The 13,033-nt window shown below is 71.9% G+C and carries 11 protein-coding genes; 9 read left to right on the top strand and 2 right to left on the bottom strand.

Annotated features, from left to right (window positions below):
• Positions 1-109 precede the first annotated feature (109 nt).
• Together JOD46_RS00185 and JOD46_RS00180 are read left to right on the top strand one after the other, a co-directional pair.
• Positions 110-988, top strand: a complete 879-nt coding sequence (locus JOD46_RS00185; protein WP_204390695.1) for an LLM class flavin-dependent oxidoreductase — start codon at positions 110-112, stop codon at positions 986-988.
• A gap of 50 nt (positions 989-1,038) precedes the next feature.
• Positions 1,039-3,150: an elongation factor G gene (locus JOD46_RS00180; protein ID WP_307834846.1), complete on the top strand. Its 2,112-nt coding sequence runs from the start codon at positions 1,039-1,041 to the stop codon at positions 3,148-3,150.
• Between the two features lie 63 nt (positions 3,151-3,213).
• Here JOD46_RS00180 and JOD46_RS00175 read toward each other — a convergent pair whose 3' ends face one another.
• Positions 3,214-3,795 (bottom strand): dihydrofolate reductase family protein, encoded by a 582-nt coding sequence (locus JOD46_RS00175; RefSeq protein WP_204390693.1) that lies wholly within the window; start codon positions 3,793-3,795, stop codon positions 3,214-3,216.
• 165 nt (positions 3,796-3,960) lie between these two features.
• On the bottom strand, positions 3,961-5,385 hold the full coding sequence (locus tag JOD46_RS00170; RefSeq protein ID WP_307834845.1) for an aminotransferase-like domain-containing protein: 1,425 nt from the start codon (positions 5,383-5,385) through the stop codon (positions 3,961-3,963).
• A 252-nt stretch (positions 5,386-5,637) separates the two neighbouring features.
• Here JOD46_RS00170 and JOD46_RS00165 point away from each other — a divergent pair, with 252 nt between their 5' ends.
• The 7 genes from JOD46_RS00165 (at position 5,638) to JOD46_RS00135 (ending at position 13,009) form a co-directional block, all read left to right on the top strand.
• Positions 5,638-6,486 (top strand): nitrilase-related carbon-nitrogen hydrolase, encoded by an 849-nt coding sequence (locus JOD46_RS00165; protein WP_204390689.1) that lies wholly within the window; start codon positions 5,638-5,640, stop codon positions 6,484-6,486.
• 51 nt (positions 6,487-6,537) lie between these two features.
• The gene (gene hydA, locus JOD46_RS00160; protein WP_204390686.1) at positions 6,538-7,974 is read left to right on the top strand and encodes a dihydropyrimidinase; all 1,437 of its coding nucleotides are present in this window, start codon (positions 6,538-6,540) and stop codon (positions 7,972-7,974) included.
• Between the two features lie 14 nt (positions 7,975-7,988).
• On the top strand, positions 7,989-9,005 hold the full coding sequence (locus JOD46_RS00155; protein ID WP_204390684.1) for a TIGR03842 family LLM class F420-dependent oxidoreductase: 1,017 nt from the start codon (positions 7,989-7,991) through the stop codon (positions 9,003-9,005).
• On the top strand, positions 9,002-9,973 hold the full coding sequence (locus tag JOD46_RS00150; RefSeq protein ID WP_204390682.1) for an ABC transporter permease: 972 nt from the start codon (positions 9,002-9,004) through the stop codon (positions 9,971-9,973). Before JOD46_RS00155 ends, JOD46_RS00150 begins: the two co-directional genes overlap by 4 nt.
• Positions 9,970-10,896 (top strand): ABC transporter ATP-binding protein, encoded by a 927-nt coding sequence (locus JOD46_RS00145; protein WP_204390680.1) that lies wholly within the window; start codon positions 9,970-9,972, stop codon positions 10,894-10,896. The genes JOD46_RS00150 and JOD46_RS00145 overlap by 4 nt, the downstream gene beginning before the upstream one ends.
• Positions 10,893-11,765: an ABC transporter permease gene (locus tag JOD46_RS00140; protein ID WP_204390678.1), complete on the top strand. Its 873-nt coding sequence runs from the start codon at positions 10,893-10,895 to the stop codon at positions 11,763-11,765. Before JOD46_RS00145 ends, JOD46_RS00140 begins: the two co-directional genes overlap by 4 nt.
• 98 nt (positions 11,766-11,863) lie before the next feature.
• Positions 11,864-13,009 (top strand): ABC transporter substrate-binding protein, encoded by a 1,146-nt coding sequence (locus tag JOD46_RS00135; RefSeq protein ID WP_204390676.1) that lies wholly within the window; start codon positions 11,864-11,866, stop codon positions 13,007-13,009.
• The last annotated feature ends 24 nt before the right edge of the window (positions 13,010-13,033 follow it).

The raw sequence follows: 13,033 nt of genomic DNA, 5'->3' as shown, positions 1-13,033 counted from the left end.
CTCCGCTGCCGGTCACTGACGAGACAGTAACCATCCCGTCGGCGAACCGCAATGGGCCCCAGACAACCGGGAGAGCGCTCCCACGTGTGCGGCGGCGTACCGTTGGCCCATGCCCGATTACGGCCGCCCGATCGAGTTCGGCTCGTTCATCACGCCCTCGGCCCTGGACCCGGAGCGCACCGTGGCGCTCGCGCTCGCGAGCGAGGCCGCCGGTCTCGAGTTCGCGACGTTCCAGGACCACCCGTACCAGCCTCGCTTCCTCGACACGTGGACGCTCATGAGCTGGGTCGGTGCGCGCACGAACCGCATCCGCGTCTCGGCGAACGTGCACAACCTGCTGCTCCGCCCGCCCGCCGTGCTCGCGCGCGCCGCGGCCTCCCTCGACCTGCTCACGGGCGGTCGCGTGGTGCTCGCGCTCGGCGCCGGCGGGTTCCCGCAGGCGGCCGAGGCGATGGGCGCGCCGGTGCGACCGCCGGCCGAGTCCGGCGCCGCGCTCGCCGAGGCGGTCACGGCCATCCGCGAACTGCTCGACACGGATGCCGCGGGCGGCGTGTTCCTCGATCAGCCCCATTACCCGATCCGGGGTGCCAAGCGCGGCCCGGCGTCGGTGCAGCGACCCATCCCGATCTGGCTCGGCGTGCTCAAGCCGAAGGGGCTGCGGCTCGTCGGGCGCGCGGCCGACGGCTGGCTGCCCTCCCTCGGCCGGCTCGAGCACGGCACGGCGTCGCTCGACGCCGGGCACGCGGTGATCGACGCGGCGGCGCGGTCGGCCGGACGCGCGCCCCGCGACATCCGCCGCCTGCTGAACGTCGGCCCCGACCAGGCTCGTCCCGACGTGCTCGCCGACCTCGCGACCCGGCACGGCGTCGACACGTTCATCGTCGCGGGCGACGACGAGGCGCTGGTCGCCGAGCTCGGCGCGCGGATCATCCCCGAGGCCCGTGCGCTCGTCGCCGACCGCCGCACGGCGGCGCCACTGGTCGGGTGAAGCCGCGAGGGACCTCCGACCTCTGGCATTCCCACGCCGACGGGTCCACGATGGATGGACTGACGGAGATCCGCACCGGCGCGGGAGGCCTCATGAACTCGGCATCGACCCCCACCCACCGGACCATCGCGCTGGTGGGCGCGGCAGGTTCGGGCAAGACGACCCTCGCTGAGGCGCTGCTGCATCGGGCCGGTGCCATCCCGAGGGTCGGCGCCGTGGAGCAGGGCACGACCGTCTGCGACCACGAGCCCGAGGAGATCGCGCGAGGCACGACCCTCGGGCTCTCGCTCGCCTACCTCGACTGGACCGGGCCCGACGGCGTGCCGTACGGCGTGACGCTCGCCGACACCCCGGGGCATCCCGACTTCGTCGGCGGCGTCGACGCCGCGCTGTCGGTGGCGGATGTCGCGATCGTCGTGGTGAGCGCGGTCGACGGCGTGACCGGCGGCACGCGGTTCGTCTGGGCGGCGGCCGAGGCCGCGGGCGTGCCGCGGATCGTGGTCGTGACGCAGGAGGACAAGGCGCGCGCCGACTTCCGCCGAGTGATCGGCGAGCTCCGCGCGGCGTTCGGGGAGCACCTGTGGCCGCTCGAGCTGCCGCTCGGCGAGGAGCAGGCGTTCCACGCGATCGCCGACGTGCTGAGCGAGCAGGCGCTCGTCTATGACGGCGACGGTCGCCACCACGACGAGCCCCTGCCGCCCGAGGCCGAGGCCGAGGAGCACCGCATGCACGTGGACGTGACCGAGGACATCGTGTCGCACGACGACGCCCAGCTCGAGGCCTACCTCGAGGGGAACGAACCGCCCGTGCGGGAGCTCGAGCGCACGCTCGCGCACGAGGTCGCCTCGGGCGAGGCCGTGCCGGTACTGGTGTGCTCGGCCGTCAGCGGCACCGGCGTCGACCGGGTCGCCGACCTCATCTGCGAGCTCGCGCCGTCGTCGCTCGAGCACGACGCGCGCATCCTCGTCGGCGGGTCGGCCGAGGACGGCGGCGGCACCGAGCTGGGCGTCGCGCCGAAACCCGACGGCGAGGCGCTCGTGCACGTCTTCCGCACGGTGGCCGATCCCTTCGTCGGCCAGGTGTCGATGCTCAAGGTGCTCTCGGGCACGCTGCGCACCGGCGACAAGCTCCGCAACGCCACCACGGGCGCCGACGAGCGCATCCACGGGCTGTTCCGGCTGCGCGGGGCCGAGCACCTCACGGCCGGCACGCTCGCCGCGGGCGAGGTCGGCGCGGTCGCGAAGCTGCAGGGCTCGCCATCCGGTTCGCTGCTGTGGTCGCGGCCGAGCGGCACGGCACGGCCGGCGGCGCTGCCCCGGCGTGCGCCCGTCTACTCGGTCACGCTCGAGCCCGCGTCGCAGTCCGACGACGAGAAGATGTCGGCCGCGCTCGCGCGGCTCGTGGCCGAGGACCCGACGCTCGTGGTCGACCGCGCCGGCGACAAGACCATCCTGCGCGGTCTCGGCGACACGCATGTCGCCGTCGCGGTCGAGCGCCTCGCGCGCGTGTTCGGCGTGCACGTCACCACGGGGCCCGCCCCGGTCGCGTACCGCGAGACGATCGCCGGCTCGGCCGAGGTCGAGGGGAAGCTCAAGAAGCAGTCGGGCGGGCACGGGCAGTTCGCGGTCGTGCAGCTGCGGCTCTCGCCGCTCACGCCGGGCGAGGGCTTCGAGTTCGTCGACTCGGTGACGGGCGGCGCGGTGCCCAGGCAGTACATCCCCGCGGTCGAGCGCGGGGCGCGCGACGCGCTCGCAGCCGGCGGGCCGCAGGGCCACCCGGTGGTCGACGTGCGCGTCGAGCTGCTCGACGGCAAGTCCCACTCGGTGGACTCGTCCGAGATGGCGTTCCGCACGGCCGCGTCGATCGGCGTGAAGGCCGCGCTCGCCGAGGCCGGCACGATCGTGCTCGAACCCGTGTCATCCGTGACGGTGACGGTGCCGAACGACCTGCAGGGCGCCGTGCTCACCGACCTGTCGGGTCGGCGCGGCCGGGTGCACGCGACCGAGTCCGCGCCCGACGGCCGGGCTCGCGTCGTGGCGCACGTTCCCGAGGCCGAGCTGGAGCGCTACGTGCTCGACCTGCGCTCGATCACCGCGGGGCAGGCCGAGCTCACGGTGACGCCCGACCACTACGCGAAGGCGCCGAACCCCGCGCGCGCCTGATCCCCCTTCAGGTGTGGACGGTCGTTGCGGGTCCGGGCGGCCGCGCACCCGCAACGAGTGTCGTCACCGAGCTGCGGGCCCGACGCCGGGCGGGCCGTCGAGCACCGTGGGCACGTACTCGAGCAGCTGGAGGCCGCCCTCGAAGGTGCGGCTCTCGACGAGTTCCAGGCGCACGTCGGGGTAGCCGTCGAAGATGCGGTCGGTGCCCGTCGCCCCGGTGATGACGGGGAACACGACGACCCGGTACCGGTCGACGAGGCCGGCGCGCAGCAGCGAGCGGCACAGCGACACGCTGCCGAGCGTGCGCAGCGGCCGATCCGACTCCTCCTTGAGCGCGCGCACGGCGGCGATCGCGTCGGTCGTCACGAGGCGCGTGTTCGGCCACGTCAGCGGTTCGGCGAGGCTCGATGAGAACACGACCTTCGGCACGGCGTCGAGCATGTCGGTGCCCGGCTCGCCCGACGCGGCGAGCGACGACATCAGCCGGTAGGTCGTCGCGCCCATCAGGATCGGATGGTCCCGTTCGGGCGACTGCTCGAGCCATCCCAGGTATTCGGGGCTCTCCATGCCCCACCAGCCGGGCCAGCCCTCGGCCGCCCCGTAGCCGTCCAGCGAGATGATGAAGTCCACGGTCAGTCGTTGCATCGCTCGTCCCCTTCGACGCCCGTCCGTCCCCCGCCCCGAGGCTAGCCCCGCGCACTCCCAGCGACCACCCCCCACCCGCCCCGCCACCACCCCGCCCAGCGGAACGAGCCCGCAGTCGACCACGCGTGCCCGCCCCGCAGGGGTGGCGGACTGCGGAGCAGCGCGTCAGTACCCGCCCGCGGCGAGGTGCTGGGCGGCGCTCGCCAAAGCGTCGGCGACGGATGGCGCGTCCTCGCGCACGGCGCCCACCGTCACCCGCACGAACTCGCGCTCCGGTCCGCCGCGGCGCGGCGCTCCCGCGACCGGCGAGCCGTTCGACGCCGCCGCGAGGAACGGCGTCCCGCCCGCCACGCGGATGCCCGCCGCCGCGAGCTGCACGAGCGTCGAGCGTTCCGAGAGCACGGGCATCCAGAGGTTGATCCCGTCGGCGCGCATGACGGGCACGCCGCGGGCGCGCAGCGCGTCGCCAAGCGCGCGCTGGCGCGTGTAATACGCGCGGCGCGCCTCGGCGACGGCGTCGATGGCCGCGCCATCCGTCAGCAGGTCGAGGAGGATCGACTGCAGCATGCGCGAGGTCCAGCCCGGCCCGAGCATGCGGCGCGCCGTAATGCGGCCGATGAGTTCGCGCGGCCCGCCCACGGCGGCGATGCGGAGGTCGGGTCCGTGCGACTTCGAGAAGCTCCGCACGTGCACGACGCGGTCGGGCAGGTGCGGCGCGAGCGACACGTCGCCCTCGGTCGAGATGAGGCCCGAGTGGTCGTCCTCGATGACGACGAGGTCGGCGAGCCCGTCGTCGGCGGCAGAGCGGATGACGCCCGCCAGCGCCGAGGCGCGCTCCGGCGTCATCGAGGCGCCCGTGGGGTTCTGCGCGCGCGGCTGGAGCAGCACCGCCGCCGGTCGTCGGCGCAGCGCCGAGGCGAGTCCCTCGGGCGACATCCCGTGCTCGTCGATCGCGACCGGCACGGCCTCGGCGCCGAGCAGGTCGAGCAGGTCGAGGAAGGGCGGGAAGCCGGGGTGCTCGACGACGACCCGGTCGCCGAACCGCACGACCTGGTCGAGCGTGCGCGAGATCGCGTCGAGCGCGCCGTCGACGACCGCGATGGAGTCGGCGTCGCCCGGCCATGAGTCGCGCAGCACCGCGGCGAGTGCCGGGAGCACCGGCTCGGCCTGGTAGCTCCCCACGTCGGCGCGTGCCGAGACGCGCGACAGTGCGGGGCCGAGCGGCGGCAGCAGCAGCGGGTCGGGCGTGCCGCGCGACAGGTCGAGGCGCACGGGGTCGTCGGGCGCGGCCATCCCGCGCATGCGCATCGCGGGACCGTCGGTCGCGTCGCGCCGGACGTAGCTGCCCGCGCGACCGCGCGACTCGATGAGTCCCGCGCGTGCGAGCGCCTGCCAGGCCTGGCTGATCGTGGCGGGGCTCACCCCCAGTTCGGAGGCCAGCTCACGCACGGTCGGCAGGCGCACGCCCGCCGCGAGTTCCCCGCTGTTCACGAGGCGCGCCAGGTCGCCCGCGATGCCGCGCGGGGTCGTGTCGGCGAAGGGGGCGAGTGCCGTCAGCTCCGAGACATCCACACGACGAGCAGAACCCACCATTGCCTCCTCACCAAGCAAGGGACAGGATGTTTAACCACCGCGTCACAATCGGAAACACAAGGGAAATGTTCAAGCCGAAGAATAACAGAACGGGTCGGATGGCCCGCTCCTCCGTCGCCGGCCCCCAGCCGACGGCGGTCCTCGGCACCACCTCTCGGCGTCCCCGCGCGCAGGGCAGGCACTAGCGCAGCACGCGCACCGCGCCTGTCCGGGCGGGCGGCAACGACGCCGACCGACTCAGGAGGCACCATGACGATCGTTCGAGCAGCCATCACCCAGACGACCTGGACGGGCGACAAGGAGTCGATGCTCGACAAGCACGAGCAGTTCGCCCGGCAGGCCAAGGAGCAGGGCGCGCAGGTGATCTGCTTCCAGGAGCTGTTCTACGGTCCGTACTTCGGCATCACGGAGGACGTGAAGTATTACGACTACGCCGAGCCCGCCGACGGCCCGATCGTGCAGCGCTTCGCGGCGCTCGCGAAGGAGCTCGGCATGGTCATGGTGCTGCCGATCTACGAGGAGGAGCAGCCCGGCGTCTACTACAACACCGCGGTCGTCGTCGACGCCGACGGCACCATCCTCGGCAAGTACCGCAAGCACCACATCCCGAACCTCGACAAGTTCTGGGAGAAGTTCTACTTCCGGCCCGGCAACCTCGGCTACCCGGTGTTCCAGACCGCGGTCGGCCCCATCGGCGTCTACATCTGCTACGACCGGCACTTCCCCGAGGGATGGCGCGAGCTGGGCCTGAACGGCGCGCAGATCGTGTTCAACCCCAACGCGACCAAGCCCGCGCTCTCGAACCGGCTGTGGGAGATCGAGCAGCCCGCCGCGGCCGCCGCGAACGGCTACTTCATCGGTGCGCCCAACCGGGTCGGCACGGAGGACAACGAGTACGGCGACCTCGCCGTCACCTTCTACGGCAAGAGCCAGTTCGTCGACCCGCGCGGCAACCTCGTGGGCGAGTACGGCTCCGACGAGCACGAGGAGGTCGTGATCCGCGACCTCGACCTCGACCTCATCCGCGAGGTGCGCAACTCGTGGCAGTTCTACCGCGACCGTCGCCCCGAGTCGTACACGTCCATCCCCAAGCCGTAGGTCTCGAGACGCGCTTCGCGCTCCTCGACCAGCAGACACCAAGGAGAACCAATGACGACCACCCTCATCTCCGGCGGCACCGTGGTGAGCGCGACCGGGCGCGTCGAGGCCGACGTGCTCGTCGACGGCGAGCGCATCGTCGCCGTGCTGCAGCCCGGCAGCGAGCTCATGGGCACGGATGTCGCGGCATCCGCCGACCGCGTCATCGACGCGACCGGCAAGTACGTGATCCCCGGCGGCATCGACGCGCACACGCACATGCAGCTGCCGTTCGGGGGCACCGAGGCATCCGACACCTTCGAATCGGGCACCATCGCGGCGGCGCACGGCGGCACGACCTCGATCATCGACTTCGCCGTGCAGACCTACGGGCAGCGCATCGAAGACGGACTGGCGGCCTGGCACGAGAAGGCCGGCGGCAACTGCGCGATCGACTACGGCTTCCACCAGATCGTCGGCGACGTCAACGAGGCCTCGCTCGAGGCCATGAAGCGCCTGCCCGACGAGGGCATCACGAGCTTCAAGATGTTCATGGCCTATCCGGGCGTCTTCTACTCGGATGACGCGCAGATCCTCAAGGCCATGCAGGTCTCGCGCGACACCGGCCTGCTCACGATGATGCACGCCGAGAACGGCCCGGCGATCGACGTGCTCGCGGCGCAGCTCGTCGACGCCGGCAAGACCGACCCGTACTACCACGGCATCGCGCGTGCCTGGGAGATGGAGGAGGAGGCCACGCACCGCGCGATCATGCTCGCCAAGCTCACGGGCGCGCCGCTCTACGTGGTGCACGTCTCGGCGAAGCAGGCGGTCGAGCAGCTCGCGTGGGCACGCGACAAGGGCCAGAACGTCTACGGCGAGACCTGCCCGCAGTACCTCTACCTCTCGCTCGAGGACCAGCTCGGCGCGAAGTCCGATGAGTGGGGCGCGTTCGAGGGCGCCAAGTGGGTGTGCTCGACGCCGCTCCGCAGCCGCGCCGAGGGCCACCAGGACTCGATGTGGCAGGCGCTGCGCACGAACGACCTCCAGATGGTCTCGACCGACCACTGCCCGTTCTGCATGAAGGACCAGAAGGAGCTCGGGCTCGGCGACTTCCGGAAGATCCCGAACGGCATCGGCTCGATCGAGCACCGGATGGACCTCATGTACCAGGGCGTCGTGACCGGCGAGATCACGCTCGAGCGCTGGGTGGAGCTGACCAGCACCACGCCGGCGCGCATGTTCGGCCTCTACGGGAGGAAGGGCGTCATCCAGCCCGGCGCCGACGCCGACATCGTCGTCTACGACCCGAACGGCCACACGTCGATCGGCCTCGACAAGACGCACCACATGAACATGGACTACTCCGCGTGGGAGGGCTACGAGATCGACGGCAAGGTCGACACCGTCATGAGCCGCGGCCGGGTGGTCGTCGAGAACGACACCTTCACGGGCGCGGCGGGCCACGGGCAGTACCTCAAGCGCGGCCTCAGCCAGTACCTCATCTGAGCGACGGGAGCAGCATGGAATTCGGAGCGGTCCTCCAGACCAACCCCCCGGCGTCGCGCACCATCCAGCTCGCGAAGCTCGCCGAGGTGCACGGCTTCAGCCACGTGTGGACGTTCGACTCGCACATCCTCTGGCAGGAGCCCTACGTCATCTACAGCCAGATCCTCGCGCAGACCCAGCGCATCAAGGTCGGTCCGTTCGTCACGAACCCGGCGACACGCGACTGGACCGTGACGGCGTCGGTGTTCGCGACGCTCAACGAGATGTTCGGCAACCGCACCGTGTGCGGCATCGGCCGCGGCGACTCGGCGGTGCGCGTGACCAACGGCAAGCCCACCACGATCGCGGAGCTCCGCGAGTCGATCCACGTCATCCGCGAGCTCGGCAACTCTCGCGGCGTGGACTACCACGGCTCGCACATCCAGTTCCCGTGGAGCCGTGGCTCCGAGCTCGAGGTGTGGGTCGCCGCCTACGGGCCGATGGCCCTGAAGCTCGCCGGCGAGGTCGGCGACGGGTTCATCCTGCAGCTGGCCGACATCGACATCGCGTCGTGGATGATCCAGACCGTGCGCCGCGCCGCTGAGGATGCGGGGCGCGACCCGGCCGAGGTCAAGTTCTGCGTGGCGGCGCCGATGTACATCGGCGACGACTGGGAGCACATGCGCGACCAGTGCCGGTGGTTCGGCGGCATGGTGGGCAACCACGTCGCCGACATCGTCGCGAAGTACGGGAAGTCGGGCGAGGTGCCGACCGCGCTCACCGAGTACATCGAGGGACGCCAGAGCTACGACTACAACGAGCACGGTCGCGCCGGCAACACGCACACCGAGTTCGTGCCCGACGAGATCGTCGAGCGGTTCTGCGTGCTCGGGTCGGCGAGCGAGCACATCGAGAAGCTCGAGCAGCTGAAGGCGCTCGGCGTCGACCAGTTCGCGGGCTACCTCCAGCACGACAACAAGGAGGAGACGCTGCGGGTCTACGGCGAGACGGTGATCCCCGCGCTCTCCGAGCACATCACGGCGAAGTCATGACCGCACCGGCTGCGGGTCTCGACACGCGTGCGGCTCCGCCGGACGCCCGTCGACCGGTGCGGGCCCGACCGACGTCGCGCCGCTGGCGCGCGGTGCTGTGGGGGGCGCTCGGCGTGCTCGCCCTGGCCGCGCTGTGGGAGCTGTACAAGCTGGTCGGCCCGGCCGACGGATGGCTCGTCGGCGCGCAGGAGGGCGTGACGGGCAGCGGCATCCGGCTGCTCCCGCGCACGAGCGACCAGGCCATGCCGCACACCTGGGACATGGTCGCGCGCATCATCGAGCCCGTGACCCGGGCGCGCGGCGCGCTGCCGCTCGGCGTGGTCGTGCTGCTGGCGGCCCTCACGAGCCTCGGCGTCGCGGCGCTCGGATGGCTCGTGGGCGTCATCGTCGGCTTCGCGCTCGCGCTGCTCATGCTCGGGTTCCGGATCGCCGAGCGCGCCGTGCTCCCCTTCGTCATCCTCAGCCAGACCGTGCCGCTGATCGCGCTCGCGCCGCTCATCCGCAACTGGGGCTCGCGCCTGGAGTTCGGCGCGTTCTCGTGGGAGAGCTGGATGTCGGTCGTGATCATCGCGAGCTACCTCGCGTTCTTCCCGGTCGCGGTCGGCGCGCTGCGGGGACTGCAGTCGCCGGATGCCGCGCACCTCGACCTGATGCGCAGCTACGCGGCCGGGTGGTGGACCACGCTGTTCCGCCTGCGGCTGCCCGCGAGCGTGCCGTTCCTCATCCCGGCGCTGCGGCTCGCCGCCGCGAACGCGGTGGTCGGCACGGTGGTCGCCGAGATCTCGGTCGGCTTCTCGGGCGGCATCGGGCGGCTCATCCTCGAGACCGCGGTCGCCGCGTCGAGCGACCCCGCGAAGCCGTGGGCGCCCATCTTCGGCGCGGTGCTGCTCGGCCTCGTGGCGGCCGGGTTCGTCGCCCTCCTCGCCGCCTTCCTCAGCCCCTTCCGTCGACAGGAGACCGTCGCATGAGCAGCCCGTCATCCGCGAGCACAGCCGCCTCGGCGCCCGAGCCCACGCCGGCCTCGTCCAGCACGCCCGTGCCGGCCGCGTCCGGCGCATCCGCCGCGTCCTCGGCGTCCGAGGCCGTCGTCGTGCGCGGCGTCGAGCGCGTGTTCCCCGGCGCGAAGGGCGCCACGGTGACGGCGCTCACGGGCATCGACCTGGTCGTGCACGCGGGCGAGTTCGTCTCGCTGATCGGCCCCTCCGGGTGCGGCAAGTCGACCCTGCTGCGCCTGATCGCCGACCTCGATACGCCCACCTCGGGCGAGATCCGGGTGTTCGGCAAGACCGCCAAGCAGGCCCGGATCGACCAGTCCTACGGCATCGCGTTCCAGCAGGCGGGGCTCCTGCCGTGGCGCACGGTCTCGGCGAACATCGAGCTGCCCCTCCAACTGCACGGCATCGGGGCGGCCGAGCGCCGCGCCCGGGTCGCCGAGCTCGTCGAGCTCGTCGGCCTGACCGACTTCGCGACGCACTACCCCGACCAGCTCTCGGGAGGCATGCAGCAGCGCGTCGCGATCGCCCGGTCGCTCGCCGAGCAGCCGCGGCTGCTGCTCATGGACGAGCCGTTCGGCGCGCTCGACGAGATGACCCGCGAGCGCATGCAGACCGAGCTGCTGCGGATCCGCGCCGAGACCGGCGCGGCCGTGGTCTTCGTCACGCACTCGATTCCCGAGGCCGTCTACCTCTCCGATCGGGTCGTCGTCATGTCGCCGCGGCCGGGTCGCATCACCGACGAGGTCGACGTGCGGCTCGGCGACGCAGCCGAGCGCGGCGAGGACCTCCGCGAGGACGCGGCCTTCTTCGCCGGCGTGACCGCGGTGCGCGAGGCGCTGCACGGGCCGGCCTCCGCGCCGGCGACCGGCAGCGCTCGGGGGGTGGACGTGCGATGACCGACGCTCCGCCGGTGCGGGTCGACCAGGCGCCTCCCGCGCCGTCCCGGGACCCCGAGCTCGCCGTGACGGGCCTCGAGACGCGCGGGACGCGTGCGCCGCGACCCGCGGGCGCGTTCCGCCGATTCGTCGCCCTGGTCGTGCCGCCCGTCGCGCTGTTCATCGTGCTCGTGCTCCTGGTCGAGCTGATCGTGGTCGCCGCCGGCATCCCGCCCTTCGTGCTCGCGAGCCCGTCGGCGATCTGGGCGCAGCTCGTGCAGTACGCGCCCCAGGTGCTTGCCGCGACGCTCGTCACCGGCGTCAACGCGCTCATCGGGCTCGCGATCGGCGCCGTGCTGGGCGTGGTGCTCGCGATCCTCGCCTCGTCGGTGCGCTCGATCGACGGCATGCTCGCCCCGGTCGTCGCGGCGGTCGCGGTCGTGCCGATCGTGGCGCTCGCGCCCGTGCTCTACACGATGTTCGGCTCCACGTCCGAGGTCGCTCGCATCATGATCGCGTCGCTCGCCGCCTTCGTGCCCGTGTTCCTCAACACGCTGCGCGGGCTGCGCCAGGTGCGGCCGGTGCACCGCGACCTCATGCGCGCCTACGCCGCATCCTCGCGTCAGCAGACGGTCTTCGTCACGATCCCGTCGGCGCTGCCGCACTTCTTCACGGGCCTGCGCATCGCCTCGTCGCTCGCCGTGATCTCGGCGCTCGTCGCCGAGTACTTCGGCGGACCCCGCGAGGGCCTCGGCTCGGCGATCACGACGGCTGCGGCATCCAGCGCCTACGCCCGCGCGTGGGCCTTCGTGATCGGCGCCATCCTGCTCGGCCTCGTCTTCTTCGCCCTCACCAGCCTGATCGAGAGGATCGCCTCCCGCCACCGATGACCCGAACCCTGACCCGCCGGACGACGACGACCGGCGCCACCGCCACCGGCACCGCCGGTCGGATGCACCACGGCACCACCACCAAGAGAGGAATGCAGATGAAGCGCAACAGGATCGCAGCGTTCGCGGCCGCAGCCGCCGCGACCGCGCTCGTGCTGGCCGGCTGCTCCAGCGGGGGCGACACCGGCGGCGACGCCTCCGACGGCGGCGGGGACGGCGAGCTCACGCCCGTCACCCTGCAGCTGCAGTGGCTCACGCAGGCGCAGTTCGGCGGGTACTACCTCGCCAAGGCCAACGGGTACTGGGAGGACCTCGGCCTCGACGTCGAGATCATCCCCGGCGCGGTCGACATCGTGCCGCAGGACGTGCTCGCGGCGGGCGACGTCGACTTCGCCATCGCGTGGGTGCCGAAGGCGCTCGCGTCGATCGAGGCCGGCGCGAACATCACGAACATCGCCCAGATCTTCGAGCGGTCGGCGACCCTGCAGGTCGCGTGGGCCGACAGCGGCATCGAGGGCCCCGAGGACCTCTCTGGCAAGCAGATCGGCAGCTGGGGCTTCGGCAACGAGTGGGAGCTCTTCGCGGGCCTCACCGAGGCCGGCGCGAAGGACTACACGATCGTGCAGCAGAACTTCGACATGAACGCGCTGCTCAACAAGGAGATCGACGCCGCGCAGGCGATGACGTACAACGAGTACGCGCAGCTGCTCGAGGCCGTGAACCCGGAGACCGGCGAGCTCTACCAGCCCGAGGACTTCTCGGTCATCGACTGGAACGAGGTCGGCACCGCCATGCTGCAGGACGCGATCTGGGCGAACACCGATCGGCTCGCCGATGACGAGCAGTACCGCGAGACCGCGGTCAAGCTCATCCAGGGCGCCATCCTCGGATGGATCGACCAGCGCGACGACCCGCAGGCCGCTGCCGACGCGGTCACCGAGGCCGGCTCGACGCTCGGCACGAGCCACCAGCTGTGGATGGCCAACGAGATCAACAAGCTGATCTGGCCGTCCACGAGCGGCATCGGCCACATCAACGAGGACCAGTGGAACTCGACCGTCGAGATGGCCCTCATGACGAAGAACCAGGACGGCGCGCAGGTCATCACGACCGACCCGCCGGACACGGCCTACTCCAACGAGTACGTCGACGAGGCCCTGGACAACCTCAAGGCAGACGGGGTCGACGTGATGGGCGAGGGCTACGAGCCCATCGAGGTCACCCTCAACGAGGGCGGCAACTAGCAGCCCGTGCCGGTGGTCGAGTAG

It is taken from the genome of Agromyces aurantiacus (assembly GCF_016907355.1).
In the GTDB taxonomy this organism is placed as follows: Bacteria; Actinomycetota; Actinomycetes; order Actinomycetales; family Microbacteriaceae; genus Agromyces; species Agromyces aurantiacus.
Note: the sequence above shows the minus strand (reverse complement) of the source record. Positions and strands in the feature narration are given on the sequence as shown.

Excerpts from the sequence above, each read along its gene's own strand:
- JOD46_RS00145 (WP_204390680.1), top strand. The coding sequence starts at position 9,970 with ATGAGCAGCCCGTCATCCGCGAGCACAGCCGCCTCGGCGCCCGAGCCC.
- JOD46_RS00135 (WP_204390676.1), top strand. The coding sequence starts at position 11,864 with ATGAAGCGCAACAGGATCGCAGCGTTCGCGGCCGCAGCCGCCGCGACC.
- JOD46_RS00155 (WP_204390684.1), top strand. The coding sequence starts at position 7,989 with ATGGAATTCGGAGCGGTCCTCCAGACCAACCCCCCGGCGTCGCGCACC.
- JOD46_RS00175 (WP_204390693.1), bottom strand. The coding sequence starts at position 3,795 with ATGCAACGACTGACCGTGGACTTCATCATCTCGCTGGACGGCTACGGG.
- JOD46_RS00165 (WP_204390689.1), top strand. The coding sequence starts at position 5,638 with ATGACGATCGTTCGAGCAGCCATCACCCAGACGACCTGGACGGGCGAC.
- hydA (WP_204390686.1), top strand. The coding sequence starts at position 6,538 with ATGACGACCACCCTCATCTCCGGCGGCACCGTGGTGAGCGCGACCGGG.
- JOD46_RS00150 (WP_204390682.1), top strand. The coding sequence starts at position 9,002 with ATGACCGCACCGGCTGCGGGTCTCGACACGCGTGCGGCTCCGCCGGAC.
- JOD46_RS00140 (WP_204390678.1), top strand. The coding sequence starts at position 10,893 with ATGACCGACGCTCCGCCGGTGCGGGTCGACCAGGCGCCTCCCGCGCCG.
- JOD46_RS00180 (WP_307834846.1), top strand. The coding sequence starts at position 1,039 with ATGGATGGACTGACGGAGATCCGCACCGGCGCGGGAGGCCTCATGAAC.
- JOD46_RS00185 (WP_204390695.1), top strand. The coding sequence starts at position 110 with ATGCCCGATTACGGCCGCCCGATCGAGTTCGGCTCGTTCATCACGCCC.